General features: G+C 63.7%; 19 protein-coding genes and 1 tRNA gene. 6 read left to right on the forward strand and 14 right to left on the reverse strand.

Annotation, left to right across the window (positions count from 1 at the left end; all coding sequences use genetic code 11):
- Positions 1-157 precede the first annotated feature (157 nt).
- Positions 158-233, reverse strand: a tRNA-Ile gene (locus tag BM338_RS04870).
- Positions 234-396: 163 nt separating this feature from the next.
- Here BM338_RS04870 and BM338_RS04875 point away from each other — a divergent pair.
- A complete protein-coding gene (locus BM338_RS04875) occupies positions 397-771 on the forward strand; it encodes a SnoaL-like domain-containing protein (protein WP_090449674.1) in 375 nt (124 codons plus the stop codon).
- A 73-nt stretch (positions 772-844) separates the two neighbouring features.
- On the opposite strand, the gene rpoD is transcribed toward BM338_RS04875, so the two are convergent.
- Positions 845-2,701, reverse strand: coding sequence for an RNA polymerase sigma factor RpoD (gene rpoD / locus BM338_RS04880; protein WP_090449675.1), 1,857 nt, complete (start codon positions 2,699-2,701; stop codon positions 845-847).
- Between the two features lie 165 nt (positions 2,702-2,866).
- Positions 2,867-3,307 carry a D-aminoacyl-tRNA deacylase gene (dtd, locus tag BM338_RS04885; RefSeq protein WP_090449676.1) on the reverse strand — a complete coding sequence of 147 codons (441 nt, stop codon included), beginning with the start codon at positions 3,305-3,307 and terminating at the stop codon, positions 2,867-2,869.
- A 105-nt stretch (positions 3,308-3,412) separates the two neighbouring features.
- On the opposite strand from dtd, the gene BM338_RS04890 reads away from it, so the two are divergent.
- Positions 3,413-4,294 (forward strand): LpxL/LpxP family acyltransferase, encoded by an 882-nt coding sequence (locus tag BM338_RS04890; RefSeq protein WP_090449677.1) that lies wholly within the window; start codon positions 3,413-3,415, stop codon positions 4,292-4,294.
- A gap of 8 nt (positions 4,295-4,302) precedes the next feature.
- Here the strand turns inward: BM338_RS04890 and BM338_RS04895 are convergent, their stop codons facing one another.
- The 4 genes from BM338_RS04895 to BM338_RS04910 all read right to left on the reverse strand — a co-directional run bounded on the left by BM338_RS04895 (position 4,303) and on the right by BM338_RS04910 (position 8,277).
- Complete coding sequence (locus tag BM338_RS04895; RefSeq protein WP_090449678.1) at positions 4,303-4,623, reverse strand: tetratricopeptide repeat protein; 321 nt, start codon at positions 4,621-4,623, stop codon at positions 4,303-4,305.
- Entirely contained in the window at positions 4,620-6,326 is a 1,707-nt protein-coding gene (locus BM338_RS04900) for an ArnT family glycosyltransferase (RefSeq protein ID WP_090449679.1), read from the reverse strand. Before BM338_RS04900 ends, BM338_RS04895 begins: the two co-directional genes overlap by 4 nt.
- A 103-nt stretch (positions 6,327-6,429) precedes the next feature.
- Positions 6,430-7,458 carry a CDP-glycerol glycerophosphotransferase family protein gene (locus BM338_RS04905; protein WP_090449680.1) on the reverse strand — a complete coding sequence of 343 codons (1,029 nt, stop codon included), beginning with the start codon at positions 7,456-7,458 and terminating at the stop codon, positions 6,430-6,432.
- Between the two features lie 3 nt (positions 7,459-7,461).
- Positions 7,462-8,277 carry a glycosyltransferase family 2 protein gene (locus BM338_RS04910; RefSeq protein WP_090449681.1) on the reverse strand — a complete coding sequence of 272 codons (816 nt, stop codon included), beginning with the start codon at positions 8,275-8,277 and terminating at the stop codon, positions 7,462-7,464.
- Between the two features lie 268 nt (positions 8,278-8,545).
- Here BM338_RS04910 and BM338_RS21880 point away from each other — a divergent pair, with 268 nt between their 5' ends.
- A complete protein-coding gene (locus BM338_RS21880; protein WP_177229226.1) occupies positions 8,546-10,645 on the forward strand; it encodes a glycosyltransferase in 2,100 nt (699 codons plus the stop codon).
- Positions 10,646-10,666: 21 nt separating this feature from the next.
- Here the strand turns inward: BM338_RS21880 and BM338_RS04920 are convergent, their stop codons facing one another.
- The 7 genes from BM338_RS04920 to def all read right to left on the reverse strand — a co-directional run bounded on the left by BM338_RS04920 (position 10,667) and on the right by def (position 18,475).
- Positions 10,667-11,773, reverse strand: a complete 1,107-nt coding sequence (locus BM338_RS04920; protein WP_090449683.1) for a glycosyltransferase family 9 protein — start codon at positions 11,771-11,773, stop codon at positions 10,667-10,669.
- A gap of 55 nt (positions 11,774-11,828) precedes the next feature.
- A complete protein-coding gene (locus BM338_RS04925) occupies positions 11,829-12,806 on the reverse strand; it encodes a glycosyltransferase family protein (protein ID WP_143109247.1) in 978 nt (325 codons plus the stop codon).
- A gap of 52 nt (positions 12,807-12,858) precedes the next feature.
- Positions 12,859-13,881 (reverse strand): glycosyltransferase, encoded by a 1,023-nt coding sequence (locus BM338_RS04930; protein ID WP_090449685.1) that lies wholly within the window; start codon positions 13,879-13,881, stop codon positions 12,859-12,861.
- 44 nt (positions 13,882-13,925) lie between these two features.
- Positions 13,926-15,653 (reverse strand): ArnT family glycosyltransferase, encoded by a 1,728-nt coding sequence (locus BM338_RS04935; RefSeq protein WP_090449686.1) that lies wholly within the window; start codon positions 15,651-15,653, stop codon positions 13,926-13,928.
- An 82-nt stretch (positions 15,654-15,735) separates the two neighbouring features.
- Positions 15,736-17,031: a 16S rRNA (cytosine(967)-C(5))-methyltransferase RsmB gene (gene rsmB / locus BM338_RS04940; RefSeq protein WP_090449687.1), complete on the reverse strand. Its 1,296-nt coding sequence runs from the start codon at positions 17,029-17,031 to the stop codon at positions 15,736-15,738.
- Positions 17,028-17,969, reverse strand: coding sequence for a methionyl-tRNA formyltransferase (gene fmt / locus BM338_RS04945; protein WP_090449688.1), 942 nt, complete (start codon positions 17,967-17,969; stop codon positions 17,028-17,030). The genes rsmB and fmt overlap by 4 nt, the downstream gene beginning before the upstream one ends.
- Complete coding sequence (def, locus tag BM338_RS04950) at positions 17,966-18,475, reverse strand: peptide deformylase (protein ID WP_090449689.1); 510 nt, start codon at positions 18,473-18,475, stop codon at positions 17,966-17,968. Before def ends, fmt begins: the two co-directional genes overlap by 4 nt.
- 190 nt (positions 18,476-18,665) lie before the next feature.
- On the opposite strand from def, the gene BM338_RS04955 reads away from it, so the two are divergent.
- The 3 genes from BM338_RS04955 to BM338_RS04965 all read left to right on the forward strand — a co-directional run bounded on the left by BM338_RS04955 (position 18,666) and on the right by BM338_RS04965 (position 23,665).
- The gene (locus tag BM338_RS04955) at positions 18,666-19,793 is read left to right on the forward strand and encodes a LysM peptidoglycan-binding domain-containing protein (RefSeq protein WP_090449690.1); all 1,128 of its coding nucleotides are present in this window, start codon (positions 18,666-18,668) and stop codon (positions 19,791-19,793) included.
- A 77-nt stretch (positions 19,794-19,870) separates the two neighbouring features.
- The gene (dprA, locus tag BM338_RS04960) at positions 19,871-21,016 is read left to right on the forward strand and encodes a DNA-processing protein DprA (RefSeq protein ID WP_090449691.1); all 1,146 of its coding nucleotides are present in this window, start codon (positions 19,871-19,873) and stop codon (positions 21,014-21,016) included.
- 144 nt (positions 21,017-21,160) lie between these two features.
- Entirely contained in the window at positions 21,161-23,665 is a 2,505-nt protein-coding gene (locus tag BM338_RS04965) for a DNA topoisomerase I (protein ID WP_090449692.1), read from the forward strand.

Below are 23,665 nucleotides of genomic sequence, written 5' to 3' on the forward strand. Positions count from 1 at the left end.
CATTGACGCATATGTACCACCAAAAATACCACCAGCTGTAGTGCGCTGTGGTGAGGTGATTTGCGACGACGTGAGACGAGAAAGAGCAAGAAATGGCCTAAAAATGCCAATGCACCAGTCGTGACGAGATGTCGTGAGATTGCCTGAGGGCAATAGATGGTGGGCCCACCAGGATTCGAACCTGGAACCAAAGGATTATGAGTCCTCTGCTCTAACCGTTGAGCTATAGGCCCTTGCTGGCGCCGGGCGTATTGCGCGCCCGGGCGAGGTGAAGCCTGTCATGGTAGCGGCGCCGGATGGGAGCGTCGAGGGGCGTCGGTTGGTAGGAGTGGCACATTCTTCCGTCACATGGCTAGGCGTACGCTGATTATTCCTTTCGGCGTGCGGAGCAAGGTCATGAGCGTAGAAACGGTAGCGAAGCGGTTGGTGGCGCTGTGTCGCGAGGGCAAGTACGAGGAGGCGCAGAAGGAGCTGTATTCAAAGGATGCGGAGAGCATCGAGCCGGACGGTTTGCCGCCGGGCGCGCTGGGCAACGTGAAAGGGCTGGATGCGATTTTCGAAAAGGGTAAGAAGTTTCAGGAATCGATCGAGCAGGTGCATGGTGGCGAGATCAGCGATCCCATCGTGGCGGGTAATTGGTTCAGCTGCATCATGACGCTGGATGTGACGATGAAGCAGTACGGCCGCGTGAACATGAGCGAGGTCTGCGTCTATCACGTCAACAAGGACGGCAAGATCGACAAAGAGCAGTTCTTCTACGACGTGGGTTGATCACTCGCGCCCTGGCCACAAACAAAAAGCCCCGCATTCGCGGGGCTTTTTGTTGAAACGTTCGATGATGCAATCAGTCGATGTCGAGGAACGAGCGCAGCTGTTCCGAACGGCTCGGGTGACGCAGCTTGCGCAGTGCCTTGGCTTCGATCTGACGGATGCGCTCACGGGTGACGTCGAACTGCTTGCCGACTTCTTCCAGTGTGTGATCGGTATTCATGTCGATACCGAAGCGCATGCGCAGTACCTTCGCTTCCCGCGGGGTGAGGCCGGCGAGCACGTCGCGCACGGTTTCCATCAGGCCGGTTTCCGTGGCCGACTCGATGGGCGAGCTGGCGTTGGTGTCCTCGATGAAGTCGCCCAAGTGCGAATCTTCGTCGTCGCCGATGGGGGTTTCCATCGAGATCGGCTCTTTCGCGATCTTCAGCACCTTGCGGATCTTGTCTTCCGGCATCTCCATTTCCTTGGCCAGTTCTTCCGGCGTCGGCTCGCGGCCGAACTGCTGGAGCATCTGGCGGGAGATGCGGTTGAGCTTGTTGATCGTTTCGATCATGTGCACCGGGATACGGATGGTGCGGGCCTGATCGGCGATCGAACGGGTGATGGCCTGGCGGATCCACCAGGTGGCGTAGGTGGAGAACTTGTAGCCGCGACGGTATTCGAACTTGTCCACGGCCTTCATCAGGCCGATGTTGCCTTCCTGGATGAGGTCGAGGAACTGCAGGCCGCGGTTGGTGTACTTCTTGGCGATGGAGATGACGAGACGCAGGTTGGCCTCGACCATTTCCTTCTTGGCGCGGCGGGCCTTGGCCTCACCGACCGACATGGTGCGGTTGATTTCCTTGATGTCGGTCAGCGGCAGGAACAGCTGGCGCTCGATGGAGGCGAGCTTTTCCTGCTCGGCATCGATCACTTCCTTGTAGTTCTTGATGTTCGGCGACCACTTCTGGCGCTTGCGGCCCAGCTCGGCGGCCCACTCGAGGTTGCCCTCGTTGCTGGGGAACGCCTTGAGGAACTCGGCCTTGGGCATCTTCACCTGCTTGACGAAGATGTCCATCAGCAAGCGCTCGTGGTGACGGATGTCGTTCACCACTTCGCGCAGCTTGCGCACGAAGCTGTCAATCAGCGCGGAAGGCAGCTTGAGCTTGAGGAATTCCTCAGCCATCTGGTCGCGCAGCTTGGTCACCTTCTTGTCGGTGATGCCGACGGCCTTGGGGGCAGCCTTCTGGAACTTGCCGTAGTAGTCGCGCAGCAGCTCCATGCGACGCTTGACCTCTTCCGGGTCGGGACCGGTCGGGCCAGCCTCCTCGTCCTCGGCGGCGTTGTCGTCGTCTTCCTCTTCCGCTTCGGCGTCGCTGTCGCTGGCGTTTTCTTCAGCGGCGGCCAGGGCGGCGTCGGCGGCTTCCTCGAGGTCGGCGAAGCCGGCCAGGATCTCGCTCAGGCGGCGCTTGCCGTCCAGATGCTGGTCGTATTCCTCGAGCAACAGCTCGATGGTGAGCGGGAAGCTGGCAAGCGCGGTCTGCACCTGGCCGAGGCCTTCCTCGATACGCTTGGCGATGGCGATCTCGCCCTCGCGGGTGAGCAGCTCGACGGTGCCCATCTCGCGCATATACATGCGCACCGGGTCGGTGGTGCGGCCGACTTCGGCGTCCACGGCCGAGAGCAGGGCGACGGCTTCTTCGGCCGCGGCCTCGTCGTCGGTGCTGCCGCTGGAAGCAGTGTCGGAAAGCGGGTCGGAATCCGGGGCGGCATCGTGTACTTCGATGCCCACGCCCTTCAGCACGGCCATGATGTCTTCGATCTGCTCCGGATCGACGATGTCGTCGGGCAGGTGGTCGTTGATCTCGGCGTAGGTCAGGTAGCCCTGCTCCAGACCTTTGGAGATGAGCGCCTTGATTTCAGACTGTTGCTCAGGAGCTTTGCTATTCATACCTACCGCCGCATATGCAGGAACCGATCAGTATAGCGATGTGATGCTTTTTTGACCAGTTTTCAAGTGAAAAAACTAAAGAAAGGGACACGCAAAAAGCGCGCCAAACAGGCACCTATCCGGGATATTTCGAGGGTTTTGCAGGTGTGTTGCGTAGTGACGCAGTCACGGCACTTCGAGCCAGAAGGTGACCGGCCCGTCATTGACCAGATGGACCTTCATATGGGCACCGAAGCGTCCGATTTCCACCCTCGGGTGCGCCGCGCGGGCCAATTGCACCAGCCGCTCGAACCAGCGCCGGCCGTGTTCGGGCGAAGCGGCGCTGGTAAAGCTGGGGCGCATGCCGGAGCGGGTGTCGGCGGCCAGGGTGAACTGGCTGACCAGCAGCAGCTCGCCGCCAGTGTCGGTTAGTGAACGGTTCATGCGCCCCTGCTCGTCGCCGAATACGCGGTAGCCGAGCAGGCGCTCCAGCATGCGGCGGGTGCGCGGCTCATCGTCTTCCGGCTGTACGGCCACAAGGGCGAGCAGACCGGGGCCGATGGCCCCGACGGTTTCGTTGTCGACATCGACGCGGGCGGACTGGACGCGCTGGATCAGAGAGATCATGAAGGACGGGTTTGCGGCGGCGGCTTAGCTTAAGCCCGCCCGTGTAGGAGCGCACTCTGTGCGCTCCTACAGTGAGGTTGCGGCGGCGGGTACACTGCGCCGCTCATGCGATTCGATATCTATCTTCTGTACTTCCTGCTGCGCCTGCTCGGCCGCTTGCCCCTCCGTGTGTTGCATGGAGTCGGTGCGGTGATCGGGCGATTCTCTTTGTGGCGCGGCGGCAAGATGGTGCGCAATACCGACACCAACCTCGGCATCGTCCGGCCCGGACTGGACGAGGCCGCACGCGCGGCGCTGCTACGCGAGGTGATGATGGAGAGCGGCAAGTCGATCACCGAGATCGCCAAGATCTGGGGCAATGACGCCGAGCGCGCGCTTGGTCTGGTGCGCGAGGTGCGTGGCGAGGCCCTGTTCGACGCGGCGCTGGCGGCTGGCAAGGGCGTGATCATCGCTGCGCCGCACCTGGGCTGCTGGGAATTGCTCAACTACTGGCTATGCCGCAAGACGCCGATGGCGATCCTGTATCGGCCGCCGCGTATCGCTGCGGTGGAAGGCTTGTTGCGCAAGGCGCGCGGTGCGCTGGCACCGGAGCAGGTGCGCGCCGAAGGCGCAGGCGTGCGCACGCTGTTCAAGCGGTTGGGTGCGGGTGGCACGGTGGGCATCCTGCCGGACCAGAAGCCACGCGAAGGCGAAGGCCAGTTCGCGCCGTTCTTTGGCCGCGATGCCCTGACGATGGTGCTGCTGCCGCGGCTGGCGGCGCGAACGGGGGCGACGGTGCTGTTCGCATTCGCCGAACGTTTGCCGCAAGGCGAGGGCTATCGCATCCATCTGCTGCCGGCGCCCGAAGGCCTCGCCGATGCCGACCAGCGCGTGGCGTGCACGGCGTTGAATCAGGGCGTGGAGGCCTGCGTGGAGCAGGCGTTGGCGCAGTATCAGTGGCACTACAAGCGCTATACGGCGGGCGATCGGCCAAGCCCGTACGACTGATAGCGCTCCTACGGCTTCTCCAGACGGCGCAGGAAGACCGCCATTTCCTTTTCCGCCTGCTTGTCGCCGCGCTGCTGGGCGGCCTCGATACCCTGGCGCCACGCTGCGGTAGCGCCATCGCGGTCATCCATCGCCAGGCAGGCTTTGCCCAGCAGCTTCCACGCGGCGGAATAGCCGGGATCGAAAGCTACGGCGCGGCGCAGCTCCTCGGCGGCGGCGGCCGCGTCGCCGGTGCCCAGCAAGGCATTGCCCAGGGAAAAGCGCAGCAGGGCGCCATCGCGTGGCCCGCCACATTGGGCACGTAGACTGGCGATCAGCGTCGCGTTCATTGCAGCGAGCGGAAGCGCCAGTCGTCGACCTGATGCACGCGGGTCGGGTGCGGCGGTTCCGGCGGAATATGGCCGGCGCGCAGTTCGGCCAGGGATGTGGCCGGCCAGATCACCACCCAGCTGGAACGGAACGGTTGTACCAGCAGCGGGTAGCGCAGGTCGGTCGCCTCAAGCTTTTCGGGGCGGGCGACGATCAGGCCGTCGGGATGCTCGCGCGCGAAAGCCTGCAGCGAGTCGCCTTCAGACAGACGCTCGATCGGACGGGTCAGCCGGCCTTCGAAATGGAACTGGCCTTCGTAGTTGCCCAGGTAGCCGATCGCCCTGCCCTCTGCATCCGCGGCACCCAGCAGGTGTGCAGACGGGCGCAGGTCGAAGTTCTGCCACATGGTGAGGGTGAACAGCGTATTGAGGGTAAACGTGCCGACCAGGCCGGCGATCGCCAGCCGGCGCATCTCGCCACGACCGCGCAGCAGCAGGAAGGCGCCGAGCACGATAAACACCACGCTGAAGAAGCGGCTGTAATGCGAGCTGTTGTCCACATACTCGCCATGCATCATGTCGTGGCTGACCAGCACGGGCAGCAGGAACAGCAGCACACCGAACAAGATGCCGCCAATACCCAGCGGCCAGGTGCCCAGCCATGGGTTGTCCGCGAGCGCGGGGCGTTTTTCGCGCAGCACCGCGATGGCGCCGGCCAGCAGCAGCGTGGCGCCAGCAAACTCAGGTAGCGGGTAATACAGCTGCTTGCCGCTGATCAGCGAGAACGCCACCAGGATCGGCAGCAGCCAGCACAGGCAGAAGCGCAGGCCCGGTTCGAGCGGGCGCCGCAGGGTGATGAGTGCGGCCCATGCGCGCGGCCAACCGCTGAACGGGAACAGCAGCGCCGGGATCATCGGTAGGTACCACCAGAACGGGCGGGCGTGGTCGAACGCGTCCACTACGCGGCCGGCGGTCTGGGTGAAGAACAGGCGCTGGCGATATGCCTCACCGCCACTGAAACCCGCCGGCAATGCCCAGGCCAGAAGAACGGCCCCGCCCAACAACATGGCCAGTACGCCGCGACCGTACCAGCGGGCGCGGTTGCGATTCGCCCAGTCGCTCCATAGCGGGCCGAGCAGCCAGGGGAAGGCGATGTGCAGGAACATCACCGGACCCTTGGTCATCAGGCCGGCGCCGATGCACAGGCCGAACCACAGCCAGCGCGGCTCCTCGCGCTCCGCTTTTGGCGTGAGGCACAGCAGCGCCGCCAGCACCCATACAGCCAGCAGCACCTCGTACATGATCTGGGTGCCAAACAGGAAGGCGTAGCCGAGCGCCAGCAGCATCCAGGGCGCGCCCTTGGCCACCCACGGGCGGTTGGGGAACAACCGGCGCGCCAGCGTGGCAAGCAGCACCAGCTGGGTGCCGCCGAGGATCACTTCGAGCACGCGCGGCCAGACGTCGTTGACGCCAAACACGAACCAGCCGGCGTGAATCAGCCAGAACAGCAGTGGCACTTTCTCGCTATAGGGCTGCCCGTTGATGTGCGGCACCAGCCAGTGGCCGTGGTTCCACATTTCCCAGGCCACGGCGAGGGTGCGGGTGGAATACAGCGGCATCGGGCCGTGCGAAAAGATCGCCAGCAGAGCGACTACGGTCCACAGCGGGAGCCATGGCCACAGGGATCGCAGATGTTCGGAACGGCTGTAGGCGCTGGAGGGCACTGGCGGGCTTCTTTCTCAAAGATGGGGGAGATTCTAATCCGGGCGGACCTTGCTCAACGCTTACTGGCTCGGCGCGAGAGACCGCGGCCGCTGCCAGCTAAGTTCAGGCCGGACCCCAGTAGCCGATACGGCGACGCAATTTGAGCTTGCGCCACAGGTTGAGCGGCTTGCGGCGGCGGTTGCGTCCGCCGGCGGCGATAAAGGTTTCTACCGCATCCAGCACGCGCTCGCTGGAATGGCCGTCGCGGTACGGGTGGATGGTGTCGGCGTACTCGCGGATCGCCTGCATCAGCTCAGGTGGCCGCGAAAGGGCGCGCTGGATCGCCGGCTCGAACTGGGCCGGGTCGTCGATATCGATCAGCTGCGGTCCTGGACGGCGGTTCTTGAAGGTGACCACCGGCTTGCCGGTGAGCAGGAACTCGTTGAGCGCAGACGAGGTGTCCGAACACATCATGTCCACCTGCGGGAACAGCTCCAGGATGTTGTCGTTCTCGGCGAAGCGCAGGTGCTCGTTCTGCAGCGCCTTGAACTTGGCTGTCGTCTCCGGGCTCATCTTGGGATGGAAGGTGACGATCCAGCGCCAGCGGCCGTCACGCGACAGCCGCTTCACTTCCTCGTACAGCGTTTCAGCTGCACTCCACGAGGGCGAGAAGGTGGAGTGGTAAAGGATCACTGGTGTTTCGCGCACGGGCGGCAGCGGGCCGGCGATTTCCTTCATAAAAGGGTCGAGCTTGGGCCAGCCGGTTTCGGCCACCGCGAAGTGGCCCAGCTTGTCGGAGATGGCCTGGAACTTGGCGGTGTCGCGTGGCCCGGTGGTGCAGTACAGGTCGAAGAAGCCGCGGATATAGATATGCCGCGGCTTGCCGGCGTCGAAACCGTGGAAGGTTTCCACTTTCACACCGGGGAAGAAATGCGGTAAGGCGTTGCTCGAGGTGATCACCGCGCGCGGTTTCCATTTGCGCACTTCTCCGACGGTGAGCAGGCGCTCGCCCTCCGCTAGATCTTCGGCGCCTGGGCCGTCGAAGAACCATGCGGCTTCATCGCCACGCGCACGGATCGCTTCCTGCAACGGGCGCAGGATGGCCAACGCATAGCGTTCGGAGCCGTACAGGAGGTAGTGCTTTTTGCTCATGGGTCAGCGATCGAGTCCGTGACGGTGCAGGGCGTTGGCCGCGCTCTCGCGCGAGGCTGGGTTGTGGCGCATTTCGTAGTAGCGCATGCGTTTGTAGACGGCGTACGAGGCGGCAGTCTGCGCGATGGCATAGCCGCGCCAGCCATCCAGGAAGCCGAGCCGGAACACGTAGTCCTTGATAAAGGCCAACGGGAACACAAACGGCGTCTGCCACATGCGCACCGGTTTGTCTTTTTCCAGCCAGTCGCGGCATTTCAGTTCGGCGTAGCGCAGAACCTTCAGCTGCTTCTCCGGCAGGCTGGGATTGTTTTCGTGGTTGAAGCGGGCGTCCAGCGTGATCGATGGCCCGTCGAAGCGCAGTGACTCGTGTACCCGCGCATCGGTCCAGCGTGCGCGGTCGCGGTGGTACAACCGGGCCATCTTCTCGCCCATGGAGGGCAGGTACCAGCGCATGGGCGCACCCATATAAATGGTGGCCCGGCGCAGGTAGGCGGCGCAGACGTCGCTGGTCATCAGTGCCGGCAGTTTTTGCTGCAGCTCGGTAGCTAGGGCGGGAGTCAGGTATTCGTCAGCATCCAGGGCAAGCAGCCATGGGTGGCTGGCCTGGGTGGTGGCGAAATTCCGCTGTGGCCCAAAGCCGAGCCAATCCTGGTGCACCACCCGCGCGCCATGGGCCTGAGCGATCGCCACGGTGTCGTCGGTGCTACCGCTGTCGATCACCAGCTTCTCGGCAGCGAAGGGCGCGCTGTCGAGGCAGCGGGCAATGCTTTTCGCCTCGTTGTAGGTCATCACGACGAGGGTGATCGGTAGGGTCTGCATGCAAGGGATTCTAGCCGATGGCCATGGGCTTGCCCGCGCCGTGGCGCTGGATTCACCAACGCCGCGGCATGATCCGAAGCCGTGCCGTACAGGCCGGTTAAAGGGTGGCAAAACCATCCGTACAAACCACGGTCCGTTTCGCGCACGGAACTACGTGTAACAGGTATTCTGCCGCGCCAGCTGTACCGATCCCCAAAGGCGAGGCGGTCAGGGTTGTATCACTTTGGCGGTATTGGAACGTTCCCGACCAACTATGCGGATTGAAAGTTTGAATGAGGCAGCGGGCCGGGGCGAGCTGGCACCTGGACGGGCGGTGAATTTCCGCCAGGCTTGGGCGACGCTGCCATCGTGGTTCCGTGGTTGGCTGTTGCTTGGCATGTGGTGGCTGCTGGTAGGTCTGGCCGCCAGCCCCACCGGACACAAGGTCTGGAATCCGGGCAAGCCGTATCACGACAGCCTGCTGGTTCTGTTTGCCCTGCCTTCGCTCTACCTGGTGTGGAAGTGTGGGCGCGCATTGGTGCGGGGTTTTCTGCATACCTGGGAAGGTGTGCTGTTGCTTGCCTTTATGGCCTGGTCGACGCTCTCGGTGGCATGGGCAACCAACGGCAAGCTTGGCGACGCGGCCATCGTCGTGGTCTACGTTCTGGTGTTCGTGGGGGTATGGGCGAGTCTGCTGGCCGCCGAGCCGCGGCGGTTCCGCCGCTTGCTGTTCTGGGCAGGACTCGGACTGGGGGGCGCTGCCCTGGTCAGCATGGCGGTGTTTCCGCTGCGTTCGGTGATCTGGCAGTCCATGGATCGCCTGATGGCCTTCGGTACCTTGAACAACCCGAACCTGGCCGCGTTCGCTTTCGGCGCAGCCGTGGTGTGGATGACCCAGCTCACGGTGAGCATCCGCTGGCAGCGCATCTTGCAGACGCTGGCTGTCGTCGTGCTATTGCTGTTTGTGGTGCTTACTTTCAGTCGCGCCACGTGGCTGGCGCTGATCGTGACCCAGGCCTTCATGCTGCTCGCGGCTACCCACCGGCATATTCGCCGGCGAGCCGGGGTGATCCTGGCGCTCGCCGTGGTGATCATCGTCCTCGGCGGCTGGCAGTACATGGAGGAGCGCGGTCTTTCGTACCGGCCGCAGATTCTCGAGCAGGCGTTCGACCTATTCCGCCAACATCCTTGGATCGGTCTTGGCATGGGCAGCCACTACACCATCCAGGTAGGCGACCAGACGTGGGAACACAGTCACAACGTCTTTAGTCACCTGGCGATCCTGCTGGGCCTGCCTGGCCTATTGCTGTGGGCGGCGCTATGGCTGGTGGTGGGCTGGCGAGCCTGGCGCTATCGCCACGTGGCCATCGGTCGCGCTCTGCTGGCACTGTGGGTTTACTCCAGCGTCGCCTGGCAGTTCGATGCGCCGCAGTTGCTGCGTCGTCCGGACGTGGAATGGCTGCTCGGCTGGCTTCCGCTGGCGATGAGCATGGGCTTGGCGTGGCGTATCCGTGATCGGCCCAATTCGGTCGCGCCGGGCGCGGGCTCACCTCGGATGGTGTCGCTGGTGGTGCTGACCTTCAACTGGCCCGAGGCGCTGGCCAGGGTGCTGACGAGCATCGCTGCGCAACGTCGCCTGCCCGACGAGATCATCGTGGCCGACGACGGCTCCAAGGAAGACACGCGCGCCTTGATCGAGCGCGCGGCAAAAGACTTCCCCGTGCCGCTGCGCCATGTCTGGCAGGAAGATCTCGGCTTTCGTGCCGCACGCTGCCGCAACCGCGGCATGGCAGCCAGCCGCGGCGATTACATCATCCTGATCGATGGCGACATGGTGTTGCATCCGGAATTCGTGGCCGATCACCTGGCGTTGGCCGAGCGTGGCTATTTCCTGCAGGGGGGGCGTTTCAAGACGCACCCGCGAGAAACCGAGCGTTTGCTGGCCGGGGGGAAGCCGGTGTTCGCGCCCTGGGCCGATGTCGACTTCCATGTGTTCGACGGGATCAAGCGCTTGTATGCGTTCCATTCTTTGTTGCTGGCGCGCTGGAAATCGCGCGCACGCAATGGTGGCCGCGTGATGAGCTGCAATATGAGTTTCTGGCGCGACGACCTGGTGCGCGTCAACGGCTTTGACGAGCGGATGGAAGGCTATGGCGCGGAAGATCGCGAGCTCGCCGCCCGTCTGGGCAATGCCGGCGTGCGCCGCCGTCAGCTCAAGTGGGCTGCGTTGGCCGCGCATCTCGATCATCCTTCGCGTGCCCAGCCCGATGTCGACGACATGAGTCTGCCGAACAACCGCTTCTTCCGGGCCACGGTGGTGGAGCGCATCACACGTTGCGAGCAAGGTATCGACCGCCATCTGGCCGAGCTGCACCTGGTCAAGTCGTGACCAGGTGCAGCTGGCGCTGATTTAAGCCGGACGAGAAGATTCTGCGTTGGTCAGGGTGCTCAGGATTTCGAGGGCGACATCCGACGGGGCTCGCTCGTAGGCATAGATAGTGCGGTTGCGTGCGCCATAGGGGCCCCATTCGTTGGCACTCGTTCGGGTAAAGATGCCCATGGTCGGCACGTCCGAAGCGCAGGCCAGATGCATGATGCCGCAGTCTGCACTGGTATATGCGGTCAAGGCGGAAAGCACGCTGGCGAGTTTGCGCAGATCGGTCGAGAAATAGGTCGGGTAGCGCGAACCGAGCATGGAGCGGCCGAACATCGGCACGATTTCCACGATGTGATAGTCGCTGCCCACCGACTCCAGTGTTTCAAGGAACGGGGACCACCAATCGGTACCAAGCAGTTTGTCGCCGGTAGCGTTGGCAAAGACACCTATAACGCCTTTCTTCTCGTGCTTCGCTTGATAGGGTGCCAACAAGCGAAGCAGCACCTCGCGTCCTTGCGCCCGTTCGCTAGGACTCAAGCGAATGTCGGGAATCGGCCAGGTGTTGTCGGCGGTCTTGCCAAGCGCACTGCGCAACAGGAACACCGGGCGCTTGCCCTTGCTTTCCGGTGCAAGATCGATCGGGACGGCATGGGTCACATTGCCGCTTTTCTTTGGGCTGTCAAAGCCGAGTTTCCATCGGCCCTTGGCCATCAGCAGATACAGGCGGCCGGTCTGGGACTGCGGATCGGGATCAATGACCAGGTCGTAGTGGGCCTTGCGCAAGCCGCGTAGCTCGCGCAGGAGCTGTAGCGGATGACCGACGCCATGGGCGGGCAGCCGAAAAATACGGCTGACGCCAAAGTAGCTGCCATAGATGGCTTGTCCCACGCCGCTACGCGTGGCGATATCGATCTCCGCGCCGGGATAAGTGGCCTCCAGCTCCTGGATCAGCGGCGTCAGCAACAAAGCGTTACCCAGCGTGTGGCTGATGTGGCAGATCAGGATCCGATGAATGCCAGTCAGGGGCAGCGGCTCATTGCTCTGCTGGACCGGTTTTCCGAATAGCAGGCGCATCAACCGACGCGCAACGCGGCGGCGCAGGCTGTGGATGTCGAGAGAGCGACGCGGCGGATGGGACATGGATCTACCTAAGTGGATGCAAGTTTTGGCACCACGGTGTGGTTGCCGGTGAGACTCAGCGCCCGATTTCGCTCAGCGCTTTACCAATGCGGCTGGCGAAACCGGCCTTGTTTTTGAGGAACCAGTCACGCGCCCGGTGACCCAGGGCGCTGCATTCGGCATCGCCCATGCTCAATGCGTTGGCGACCATCCGCTCCATGGCTTCTTCGTCGAAGTGCCAGGTCTTGGTCAGGCCCATATCGCCCGCCACATGAGCGTCCACTAGCAGCCCGCGCGACGCATCGATCAATTCATTCATGGGCGGGGCGTTTGTGGCGAACACCACGGCTCCGACACTGAGAGCCTCGATAGCGTAATGGCCCCATGCATCGATTTCCGAGGTGCAAATATGGAATCGATGCGTATTCTGCAAACGGCGCAACTCCAGCGCATCGGCAGCATGGGATTGAGACAGATGCTCCGCTCGAAGTTGAATGTTTGCCGCCGAAGGCGCCGTTCCTGCACGCGACGGGTGCTGCAGTACGACCAGCAGCGGCCACTCGGGGTGACGACCCCATAAAGCGATCAGGCGGTCAGTACCTTTGATCTGGCTGCCACCAGCAAGGTGAAAGAAACTTTGCTGCTTGGGCAGGCCGCTCTGCCATGCGTCATCGCTGTCGAAACCCACCAGTGATGTGGCGCAGCCCAGGCCGTCGTAAATCTGTTTCGCATGATGGGTCTTGACCCAGACATGGTCGATGCGGCCAAGGTGACGAAGGTCGCGCTTATCGAACCACTCGGGGTTGGGCAGGGCGACATTGGTACGAGCAAGATGGAAGTGTTCGGGCCAGAGGTGCTCGAACATGATGCTGATATCGAAAGCGGGTTGTCGAAACGGACGAGAGGCGGCAAGCGCGAGCCGGCTGCGCAGGGCGGGCCAGGTCTTGCCGAGTTTCCAGCGGCGCCTCTCGTCGGGCTCGCCGAGCGCAGTGACATGCACCTCGCAATCGTTCGCTTCGAGTGCATTTTTCAATAGCGTGATATCGCGCGACAAGCCGAAGCCGTTGTCGCGTGCGACCAGGTTGATCTTGAGTTTCTTGTGGCGGTCAGGACTTTTCATGGGTTGCCATGCCGCTCAAGCCGTTGATCGCATCCAGCAATCTACGCGGGAAAGCTTGCTGGTTATTTTCATACCAGGCGCGCGCCGCCTGCCCCAGTTTGGCCTGCTCACTGTCAGGCATGGTCAGGCAGCGCTCTACGGCGGCTTGCATGGCGTCTGTATCGAAGTCGTACAGCGTCGCCAGTTCCTGCTTTCCCGCGACATGTGCCGTAACCAGTACGCCACGTTCGGCGGTGATCAGTTCGTTCATCGGCTCGCCGTTTACCGTAACGGTGACCGCACCAAGACTCAGGCTCTCCACCAGCGAATGGCCGTAGCCTTCCGTTTGCGATGGGCAGAGATGGAATGCGTGCGCGTTCTGCAGGTGGCGCAGTTCCTGCTCTTTCATGTAGTGACGGATCAACCGCACATTGGACGGCAATTCCGGAATCTGTACGCGCTTGCGCCGCCACACCACAGTGAGCGTGGGCCATTCCGGATGTTTGGACCAAAGTTCGATCAGCGGAAGCGTACCCTTGTTTCCGCTGCGCCCCGGGCCATGAAAGAAGCCGGGTTGGCGCGCTATGCCAGTGACGCGACAGTCCTCACTGGTAAAGCCGATGTAGGTGGTCTTGCACTGCAGTTCGCCGAAAATCCGTTCGGCATGACGGGTTTTGACAAAGACGCGATCGAAATGTGGCAGCTCCGGCAGCCACTCCGCATGAAACCATTCGGGGTTGGGGATAAGCACGTTGTGATGCGCATGCCGAAACAGTTCCGGCCGCACATGTTCGATCATGATGTTGATGTCATAGCGCGCGTTGAGCACGCCGCGCATCCATCCACGCCACAGGCGGCGCACGCGCGCATGCAATCGCCGCATGCGGTTGCTGAGCCGGGCGCGATGGCCGAGCTGGGTCAGGGTGATGTCGTAGCCGGCACCACGCAGGATGCCGGCCAACAGCTCCATGTCGCGGGTGAGGCCGGCGCCATTGCTGCGCACGATCAGGTTGATGCTACGTGTATGCATGTCGTTACGCGTGGATGAAAACAGTATCGGTAGGGTTGGCCTGCTCAGTCGACCGTGCCGGGAGTGGCGGGTTCCACGTCTTCACTCGGCACGCAACCCGGCACCACGGCATCCGCCTTGAACAGCCACCATTCGCGACGATTGGCGCTGCCAAGACTGACTGCCTTGGCATGATCCACGCAATTACCGATCGCTGTATCCACAGCGAATAGCCAGCGCGTGGCCGGTGATTGCGACTGCCACTTTATCGCCGCTGCGTATTGCTCATGCGAGGGCACGCTGAAGCCGAAGTCGGTGGCGGGGCGTTCCAGCATCAGCAGGTTTTGCTCTTTCCAGGCGATCATGCCGAGCTCGTCATGCGCAGGAACGTGCGCGCGCACTTCACGCATCAAGCCTGCAGAGGAGCTGGAGTCGTTGAGCAAGGGATAGGCCCATAGGCTCCAGACAAGCCAGATGGCTGCCATGCCACCTGCCACAGCCCATGCGGCATGGCGCAGGCGCATGACGACGATCAGGACGAGTTGCGCGGCGCCCATGGTGATGCACATCCACCACAGCGAATGTTCCCCTTCGTCAAAGCCGCGAGTGGCGGCCAGATTGGCGGCGAAGGCCGGATGAGCGATCAGTGCGTACGCGCCCAGTGACAGCAGCGCCGCGCCCAGCACCCCGATGAACAACAAGCCCAGGCTGCGCAGCCAGCGGGTTTGCAGAAGCTCGCCGAGGAACGGTGCGGCAGCCAGCGCCATCATCGGCAACATCGGCAGGATGTACACATCGCGCTTGCCGGGCGATGCGCTGAAGAACAGCAGCACCAGCACCAGCCAGCCCAGCAGCAAGAGCTGCCGTGCGTCTTTCGCTTTCAGCTGCCGCCACCAGCGCGGTATCACCCCCGGGTAGATCAGCGAAAGCGGGAGCCAGCTGAACATCATGATCGGGATGTAGTACAGCGGTGAATGAATATGGTGCCAGGCATTGCTGTAACGCTGCGCGGTCTGGCGAAACAGGATGTCGTTGAGGTAGGCGGTATAGGCGGGATCGTTGCCGTGCGCCTTGACGCCCAGCAGCATCGGCAGCAGCCACAGTGCGATGGCCGCGAGCAGCGCCACCAGTCCCAGCGGCCAGCGCCACCACGCACCGGCACCCATGCGCGAGACGCCTTCCCATTGCCAGCGCCATGCCACCAGGTAAGGCAACAGCATGAGCAGACTGATGATGCCAACGCCCTTGGTGATCACGCCCAGGCCGGCGCAGAAGCAGCCGAACCAGTACGCGCGCCAGTTCGGTCCTTTCAGCAAATGCACTAGGAGGCCCCAGTTGGCCGCTGTGATGTAGAACAGCACCAAGGGATCGATCTGCGCCCGCTTCACCTGGTAGACGAACTGGAAACTAAGTAACAGCGCCGCGGCGGCGTAAAGGCCGGCTTGCCGGTTCCACAGGCGCCGGCCGAGGTCGTACACCAGCAGTAAGGTGCCAAGCGCGGCGAGCAGCGAGGGCAACAGAAAAGCCACGCGCCAGCTGCCGGTGATGACGTAGCTGGCCGCTTCCGTCCACATCAGCATGGGCGGCTTGTCCGAATACAGTTCGCTGCCGCGATGCGGGAACAGCCAATCGCCGCTTTCCACCATGTGCTTGGCGGCCAGCGTGAAGCGTGGTTCGTCCGAGGGCCACGGGTCGCGCAGGCCGATTCCGGCGCCGATCACCACGATGGCGAAGATCAGCAGCAGCCAGAAATAGCGGCGTTCCTGGGAGGTGGCTGGGGTGGCGACGGACATGCGTATTTTCCGGCGGCAGTGCCGCGTGGCAGCAGGATCGATGTTCTAAACCGGTGGGCTTACCCGGTGCTGAGCAGCGCGATCAGCGCTTGCCGAGCACGGCATAGTACATGCCGTCGAGATCGCCATCCCCGGGAAGAATCTGCCAACCAGGCTTGGCGGGGTGCCCGGCCAGTAAGGTGAATGCGACGGCTTCGGCATCTGCCTGCCCGGCCAGAAACGCCTCGACGATGGCCTCGTTCTCCGCCCGCAGCAGCGAGCAGGTGATGTAGACCAGCTTCCCGCCCGGCGCCAGCAGGGGCCATAGCGCATCGAGGATGCGTTGCTGTTGCGCGGCCATTGCCGGGATGTCGCTGTCGCGGCGGTGCAGGCGCACGTCCGGGCGGCGGCGCAGTACGCCGGTGGCCGAACATGGCGCGTCGATCAGGATGCGATCGAAGGCTTGGCCGTCCCACCAGTTGGCAGGTTCGCCCGCATCGCCGATCACTACGTCCGCGCGAAGGCCCAGGCGCTCCAGGTTCTGCCGTATGCGCGTGGCGCGGCCAGCGTCGAATTCCAGCGCAGTGAGCGCGATATCGGCGCGCTCCAGCAGGTGGCAGGCCTTGCCGCCGGGTGCGGCGCAAGCATCCAGCACGCGCTGGCCATCGTGTACATCGGCCAGGTCGGCGGCGACCTGCGCGGCCCCATCCTGCACGGCGAACAGGCCCTCGGCGAAACCCGGCATGCGGGTAACGTCGGCACTGTGCGGCAGCACGATGCCGTCGGCGAGCCAGGGGTGCGCCTCGGCGCTATAGCCATCCGCTTGCAGGCGTTCGATCAGCGCATCGCGTTGAGTGCGGCGGGCGTTGGCGCGCAACATCAGGGGCGGTTCGCGATTGTCGGCGGCCATGATGGCGTCGGCGTGTTCCGGCCAGTCGCGGGCGATCGTCTTTGCCAGCCAGGCGGGATGGGCGTGGCGCGTCTGGGGTTTGGCGTCGAGCGCGACAAGCAGTTCCGCGCGCTCGCGCTGCCAGCGACGCAGGATTGCATTGACCAGTCCAGCCATGCGCGGGCGTTGCAGTGCGCGCGTCGCTTGCACGGTGGCGGCGACGGCGGCGTACTCAGGCAGCTGCAAGATCTCCAGCTGCACCAGGCCCAGTACCAGCAAGGCGTGGATGGCGGGCTCCTTTTGGCGCAGCGGTTTTTCCAGCAGACGGTCGAGGGCAGCGTCGAAGCGCAGCCACCAGCGCGCGCCATCGCTGAGCAGGGCCATCAGCAGGGCGCGATCGCGTGAGTCCTGCAGTTTGGGCGCGTAGCGCTCCATCGCGTCGCGCAGCGAGGCGCCACGCAAAGCCACTTCTGCCAGCGCCTGCGCGGCGAGTGCGCGGGTATCGGTCATCGTGCGGTGCGCAGGTCGGGCCGCGCGTTGAGATAGTCGGTGGCGCCGATGCGCTTGCCACCGGCCCGCTGCAGCGAGGTCACGCGCAGGCTGCCTTCACCGCAGGCGATCTCGATACCATCCCGACCCGTCGAAAGCACGCTGCCGGGAGCCGCGTGATGTTCGCGCGCTACGGCCTGCGCGGCCCAGATGCGCAGCGACTCGCCGGCAATGTCGCCTTCGGCGACCGGCCAGGGATCGAAGGCGCGCACCTGGCGTTCCAGTTCGATGGCGGGGCGATGGAAATCGAGCTTCGCCTCAGCTTTGTCCAGCTTGTGGGCGTAGATGACGCCGGCTTCGGGTTGCGGCGTAGCGGCGAGGGTTTCGCCAGCCATGACGCGGCGCAAGCCTTCAGCGAGTACGTCGGCACCGAGTGCGGACAGGCGGTCGTGTAGCGAACCGCCGGTGTCGTCGCGGCCGATCGGCGTGCGCCGCTCCAGCAGCACCGGGCCGGTATCGAGGCCCGCCTCCATCTGCATCAGGTCGACGCCACTCTCGGCGTCACCGGCAAGAATGGCGCGCTGGATCGGCGCGGCGCCGCGCCAGCGTGGCAACAGGCTGGCATGCACGTTCCAGCAGCCCAGGCGCGGCAACGCCAGCACCTTGCGCGGCAGGATCAGGCCGTAAGCCACCACCACCATCAGGTCAGCGCGGTACGCGGCGAGCGTGTCGCGTGCTTCCTGGCTCTTCAACGATTCGGGTTGCTCGACCGGGATTCCCGCCGCGGCGGCAGCCTGCTTCACCGGGCTAGGCGTGAGCTTGCGGCCGCGACCGGCCGGGCGATCAGGCTGGGTGTAGACGGCCACCACTTCGACGCCGCTGGCACGGCAAGCTTCGAGGCAGGGAACGGAAAATTCAGGCGTGCCGGCGAAGACCACCCGGAGGGCGGCGGCGCTCAAGCGCTGGCCGCCTGCTTGCGCTGTTTCTCCATGCGCTTGAGCAGCAGAGAACGCTTGAGCGGCGACAGGTAATCGACGAACACCTTGCCGGCGAGGTGATCCATCTCATGCTGGATACACACGGCCAGCGGGCCTTCGGCTTCGACCACGATCTCATTGCCGTCGACGTCATTCGCCTTGACCTTCACCTTCAACGCGCGGGTCACGTCGGCATAGATGCCGGGGAAGGACAGGCAGCCTTCCTGATACACCTGGGCGCCGTCCTTCTCGAGGATCTCGGCATTGATCAGAGCCAGCGGCTGGTTGCGCTCGTCGCTCATGTCCGCCACCAGCACGCGCTGATGCACGTTGACCTGGGTGGCGGCGAGGCCGACGCCGTTGGCGGCGTACATGGTCTCGAACATGTCGGCCACGAACTGCTTCAGTTCGGCGTCGAACACGCGCACGGGTTCGGCCTTGGTACGCAGGCGGGGATCGGGGAACTCAATAATGGTCAGGGTCGACATCAGCTTTTACCTTGGCGCCGAAATTGCGGGCGAATCGGTGAAAACCAAGCCCGGGCGCGATCTAGAATGAGCCTTATTGTACGTCGGCAAGCCCGTGTCTGGCAGGCGAATTTGCCAACTGGCTCTGGTTGCAGGCGTGAAACCTTCGGTTACACTCGCCCGAGCATCGGGGGATGGGGGAATCCCGTTTATGATCAGAAAGTCCATCGGGCTGCTGGCCGGCATGCTGGTCACTGTTGCCGTGTACGCTGCTGGAGCCCAATTACGTGCGGATCATCCCGACACGTATACCGTGCGCAAAGGCGATACCTTGTGGGGAATTTCCGCGCGCTTCCTGTCCAAACCCTGGCTGTGGCCGGAGATTTGGCAGGCCAACCCGCAGGTGCAGAATCCGCATCTGATTTATCCGGGTGACGTGCTCAATCTTTCCTTTATCAACGGTCCGCGTCTCGGCTTGCAGCCGCGCGTGCGTGCCGAGGGTGAGGCGATTCCCGCCATTCCGCTATCCGAGCTGCGCATGTTCCTCAAGGATCTGCGCGTGATGAACTCCAACGAGGTCAACGACTCACCGTATGTGGTCGGCTTCGAGGAGGCGCGTCTGCGCGGTGCGGTCGGCCAGAACATCTACGTGCGCAACCTCAAGGGCGAGCCGGGACAGCGCTGGGCCATCGTGCGCCCCAGCCACGTGTTCCGCGGCTTCAAGGAAGACGACCACAGCGATCCGAGCAATGGGATCGTCGGTCACGATATCGATAGCGATGTGTCGATGGTCAACGGCCCGTGGAAGGAAGAGTTCCGCAACGACGGCCATTACGGCCGCGGCAACGACCTTGGTGTGGAAGTGGCGGTGATCGGCACGGCCGAGACCCTGCGCACCGGCGATCCTTCGACCCTGCTGCTGCTCGACTCCACGCAGGAGATCCGCAAGGGCGATCGCGTCATGCCGATCGACGATAAGCCGTACGACGCTTACTACTACCCCCATGCGCCGAAGACGGTGGCGGATAACGCTCGCGTGATCGCCTTCGCCGATGCCATGGATGCGGTCGGTCCGCGTCAGGTCGTGGCGCTCTCCATCGGTGCGAAGGACGGCGCGGAGAACGGTCAGACTTACTCGATCTTCCAGCCGGGCGAGAACATCCACGATGACGTCGCCAGCAACAGCTGGAACCGCGGCGTCGGCAAGCGCGTAACGCTGCCGGATGAGTTCATCGGTCACGTAATGGTGTTCCGCACCTTTGATCGCGTCAGCTACGGCCTGGTGATGGATGGCCTGCGTCCGGTGCACAAGGGCGATCGCCTGGCCTTGCCCGAATAACGTATCGGCATCGCCTGACAGAACGGCGCGGATGATCCGCGCCGTTCTTGTTTACGGGCTCCGCTTAGACTGCCCGAATGAGTGAACAGGAAGAACTGCGCGCCTGGCTGATCCTGCTGCGTGTGCCGGGACTTGGCCCAGGGCGCCTGCGCGAGGGTCTGGTCGCCCATGGCGGACGAATCGAGGCGGTGCTGAGCCACCTGCAGCGCCACCACGGGTCCATGGATAACGAGGCGCGTGCCTGGCTGGAACAACCGGACGAAGCATTGCTGCAATCCGATCTGGCCTGGCTGAACGAGCCGGGCCATCGGCTGTTGCGTTGTAACGAGCTGGATTTTCCGTCGCTGCTGGAAGCCATCCCCCAGCCGCCGGCGGCCTTGTTTGTATCCGGCGATCCAAGCCTGCTGCTGCATCCGCAGGTAGCGATCGTCGGCGCGCGCAGCGCCACGGCGGCCGGGTTGGGCCATGCTCGGGCCTTCGCGCGCGAACTGGCGCTTGCTGGTTTCACCATCACCAGCGGCATGGCAGACGGGGTCGACGGGGCCGCGCACGAAGCAGCGCTGGAGCTGGGGCGACCGACGGTCGCGGTGATCGGTACCGGTGCGGATCGTGTCTATCCACGCAAACACCATGCGCTGGCGCGGCGTATCGCCGAACATGGCGCCCTGGTCAGCGAGTTTCCGCTTGGTACACCGGCGCGCGCCGACCACTTTCCCCGTCGCAATCGCCTGCTGGCGGGCCTGTCGCTGGGCACCCTGGTGGTGGAGGCCGGCCTGCAGTCCGGGTCGCTGATTACCGCCCGGCTGGCCGGGGAACAGGGGCGGGAGGTTTTCGCCCTGCCCGGCTCCATTCATAATCCGCTCGCCCGTGGCTGCCATCGGTTGATCCGCGATGGTGCGCGGCTGGTGGAAAGCGCGAGTGAGATGATCGAGCTACTGGCGCCACAAGCGCAGGCGCTGGGTGTCGAGCTAGCCAGCCGCCTGAACATGGAAGAGGCGCCATCCGGCCGGTCACCAGGCCAGGCACCTGGTTGGAGCGGTGATCCGGAGTATCGGCAGCTGCTGGCGGCGCTGGGTCATGATCCGGCTTCGCTGGACGAGCTGGCTGAACGTACCGGTCTGCCAGCCCCGGCTTTGTCATCGATGTTGCTCATGCTTGAACTGGAAGGCGTGGTCGAAGGTCTTCCCGGCGGCCGCTATCAACGGCTGTCCCACCCCGACTGACTCCGCTGGACTGGCCCCGCAAAGTCGCTCTGCACCTCGTTTTCACGAGGTCCAGCTTGACGGCGCTGGCGGGGCATGCCTTTAACTAGATATAGGAAGGCCCGCCCCACGTGGCGGGCCATTAGCTTCTGGAAACCCTGCTTCATGGCAAAAAACCTGCTTATCGTTGAGTCGCCGGCCAAGGCCAAGACGATCAACAAATACCTCGGCAAGGACTTTCAGGTCCTGGCCTCCTACGGTCACGTGCGCGACCTCAAGCCGAAGGAGGGCGCCGTCGACACCGAGCATGGTTTCGCCATGGCCTACGAGGTGATCGACCGCAACGAGAAACACGTCGACGCCATCGCCAAGGCGGCAAAGTTGGCCGACGACATCTATCTCGCGACCGACTTGGATCGCGAGGGCGAGGCGATCAGCTGGCACATCAGCGAGATCCTCAAGGAGCGCGGGCTGACTGCCGGCAAGCAGCTGCATCGCGTGGTGTTCTCCGAGATCACCCCAAAAGCGATCAAGGCCGCTGTGGCCCAGCCGCGGCAGTTGTCGCACGACCTGGTCGACGCCCAGCAGGCGCGCCGCGCCCTGGACTACCTGGTGGGTTTCAACCTGTCGCCGGTGCTGTGGCGCAAGGTGCAGCGCGGCCTGTCCGCCGGCCGTGTGCAGAGCCCGGCGTTGCGCATGATCGTCGAGCGCGAGGAAGAGATAGAAGCCTTCACCGCGCGCGAGTATTGGACCATTGAGGCGGCTCTCCGTCACCCGGATGGTGATTTCAGCGCCCGATTGACCAAACTCCACGGCAAGAAATTCGAGCAGTTCGACCTCACCAACGAGGCCGATGCCCTAGCTGCCCGCGCAGCGTTGAAGGAGGCCGCGCACGGCCACCTTACCGTCAGCGAAGTGGGTAGCAAGGAACGCAAGCGCCGTCCGGCGCCGCCGTTCACCACCTCCACCTTGCAGCAGGAAGCCGCGCGCAAGCTGGGCTTCTCCACCAGCCGCACGATGAAGATCGCGCAGGGTCTGTACGAGGGCGTCTCGCTCGGCAGCGAGGGCAATGTCGGTCTGATCACCTATATGCGTACCGACTCGGTGGCGCTGTCGGAAGATGCCGTTGCGGAAATGCGCCAGTTGATCGCACGCGACTATGGTGCCAAGGCGCTGCCGGATCATGCGCAGGTCTACAAGTCCAAGTCCAAGAACGCGCAGGAAGCGCATGAAGCCATACGCCCGACCTCGGCCATGCTCACGCCGCGCGAAGTTGCCGGCTTCCTCAACGAGGAGCAGCGCAAGCTGTACGAGTTGATCTGGAAGCGCACGGTGGCCTGCCAGATGATGCACGCCACGCTCAATACGGTGTCGGTGGATTTCGATCTCCAGCAGGTGGCCGGCGGCCATGCGGCGTTCCGTTCGACCGGTACGACGGTGGTCGATCCCGGTTTCCTGGCGGTGTACGAGGAAGGCCGCGACCAGAAGAGCGCCGAAGACGAGGACGAAGGCCGTCGCCTGCCGCGACTGGCAGTGGGCGAGCAGGTGGCGTTGCACGACATCGTCGCCGACCAGCACTTCACCGAGCCGCCGCCGCGCTATTCCGAAGCCAGCTTGGTGAAGGCGCTGGAAGAACACGGCATTGGCCGTCCGTCGACCTACGCCAGCATCATCCAGGTGCTGTTGAACCGCGAATATGTACTGCTCGATAGCCGCCGCTTCAAGCCGACGGACATCGGTCGTGCGGTGGGCAAGTTTCTAGCCCAGCATTTCACGCGTTACGTCGACTACGACTTCACCGCCAAGCTCGAGGACGAGCTGGACGCCGTGAGCCGTGGCGAGGAAGCTTGGGTGCCGCTGATGGAGCGCTTCTGGTTGCCGTTCAAGCAGCAGGTGGACGAGAAAACTGAGACCGTCGACCGGAGCGAAGCCACCGGTGCGCGCGAACTGGGTACGGATCCGAAGTCCGGTAAGCCAGTCTCCGTGCGCCTGGGCCGCTATGGGCCGTATGCGCAGATCGGCGACAAGGATCAGGACGAGAAGCTGCAATTCGCCTCGCTGCGCACTGGTCAGAGCATGCACACCATCACGCTGGAAGATGCGCTGGAGCTGTTCAAGCTGCCGCGCAAGCTCGGCCAGGCCGAGAACGGCGATGAGGTGAGTGTGGGTGTGGGTCGCTTCGGCCCATTCGTGAAGCAGGGCAGCACCTACGCCTCGCTCAAGCCCGAGGACGATCCCTACACCATCGAGCTGCCGCGCGCCGTGCAGATCGTGCAGGAGAAGCTGGAGATGCTGGCCAACCGCATCATCCAGGACTTTGGTAACGGCGTGCAGGTACTCAACGGCCGTTTCGGACCGTACATCACCGATGGCGAGAAGAACGCGCGTATTCCGAAGGACCAGGAGCCGAAGGAGCTGACCGAGGCACAGTGCCTCGAATTGCTCGCCGCTGCCCCGGTCAAGAAGGGGCGCGGGGCGTTCAAGAAGACGGCAGCAAAAAAGGCCGCTGCCAAGAAGGCTGCGCCCGCGGCCAAGACAGCGGCCGCGAAGAAAGCGCCTGCCAAGAAGGCCGCGGCGAAGAAGACCGCCACCAAGAAAACGGCAGCGAAAAAAACGGCTACCAAGAAAGCCGCCGCCAAGAAGACCACGGCCAAGAAAGCCGACGCCTGA

The organism is Dyella sp. OK004, from assembly GCF_900114495.1.
Classification (GTDB): domain Bacteria; phylum Pseudomonadota; class Gammaproteobacteria; order Xanthomonadales; family Rhodanobacteraceae; genus Dyella_D.

What these genes read in the sequence shown, in the direction of transcription:
- BM338_RS04895 (WP_090449678.1), bottom strand. Translation starts at nt 4,623, where the DNA reads ATGAACGCGACGCTGATCGCCAGTCTACGTGCCCAATGTGGCGGGCCA.
- BM338_RS04905 (WP_090449680.1), bottom strand. Translation starts at nt 7,458, where the DNA reads ATGAGCAAAAAGCACTACCTCCTGTACGGCTCCGAACGCTATGCGTTG.
- BM338_RS04930 (WP_090449685.1), bottom strand. Translation starts at nt 13,881, where the DNA reads ATGCATACACGTAGCATCAACCTGATCGTGCGCAGCAATGGCGCCGGC.
- BM338_RS04935 (WP_090449686.1), bottom strand. Translation starts at nt 15,653, where the DNA reads ATGTCCGTCGCCACCCCAGCCACCTCCCAGGAACGCCGCTATTTCTGG.
- BM338_RS04890 (WP_090449677.1), top strand. Translation starts at nt 3,413, where the DNA reads ATGCGATTCGATATCTATCTTCTGTACTTCCTGCTGCGCCTGCTCGGC.
- dtd (WP_090449676.1), bottom strand. Translation starts at nt 3,307, where the DNA reads ATGATCTCTCTGATCCAGCGCGTCCAGTCCGCCCGCGTCGATGTCGAC.
- def (WP_090449689.1), bottom strand. Translation starts at nt 18,475, where the DNA reads ATGTCGACCCTGACCATTATTGAGTTCCCCGATCCCCGCCTGCGTACC.
- dprA (WP_090449691.1), top strand. Translation starts at nt 19,871, where the DNA reads ATGAGTGAACAGGAAGAACTGCGCGCCTGGCTGATCCTGCTGCGTGTG.
- rpoD (WP_090449675.1), bottom strand. Translation starts at nt 2,701, where the DNA reads ATGAATAGCAAAGCTCCTGAGCAACAGTCTGAAATCAAGGCGCTCATC.
- BM338_RS04920 (WP_090449683.1), bottom strand. Translation starts at nt 11,773, where the DNA reads ATGTCCCATCCGCCGCGTCGCTCTCTCGACATCCACAGCCTGCGCCGC.
- BM338_RS04955 (WP_090449690.1), top strand. Translation starts at nt 18,666, where the DNA reads ATGATCAGAAAGTCCATCGGGCTGCTGGCCGGCATGCTGGTCACTGTT.
- BM338_RS04875 (WP_090449674.1), top strand. Translation starts at nt 397, where the DNA reads ATGAGCGTAGAAACGGTAGCGAAGCGGTTGGTGGCGCTGTGTCGCGAG.
- BM338_RS04965 (WP_090449692.1), top strand. Translation starts at nt 21,161, where the DNA reads ATGGCAAAAAACCTGCTTATCGTTGAGTCGCCGGCCAAGGCCAAGACG.
- BM338_RS04910 (WP_090449681.1), bottom strand. Translation starts at nt 8,277, where the DNA reads ATGCAGACCCTACCGATCACCCTCGTCGTGATGACCTACAACGAGGCG.
- rsmB (WP_090449687.1), bottom strand. Translation starts at nt 17,031, where the DNA reads ATGACCGATACCCGCGCACTCGCCGCGCAGGCGCTGGCAGAAGTGGCT.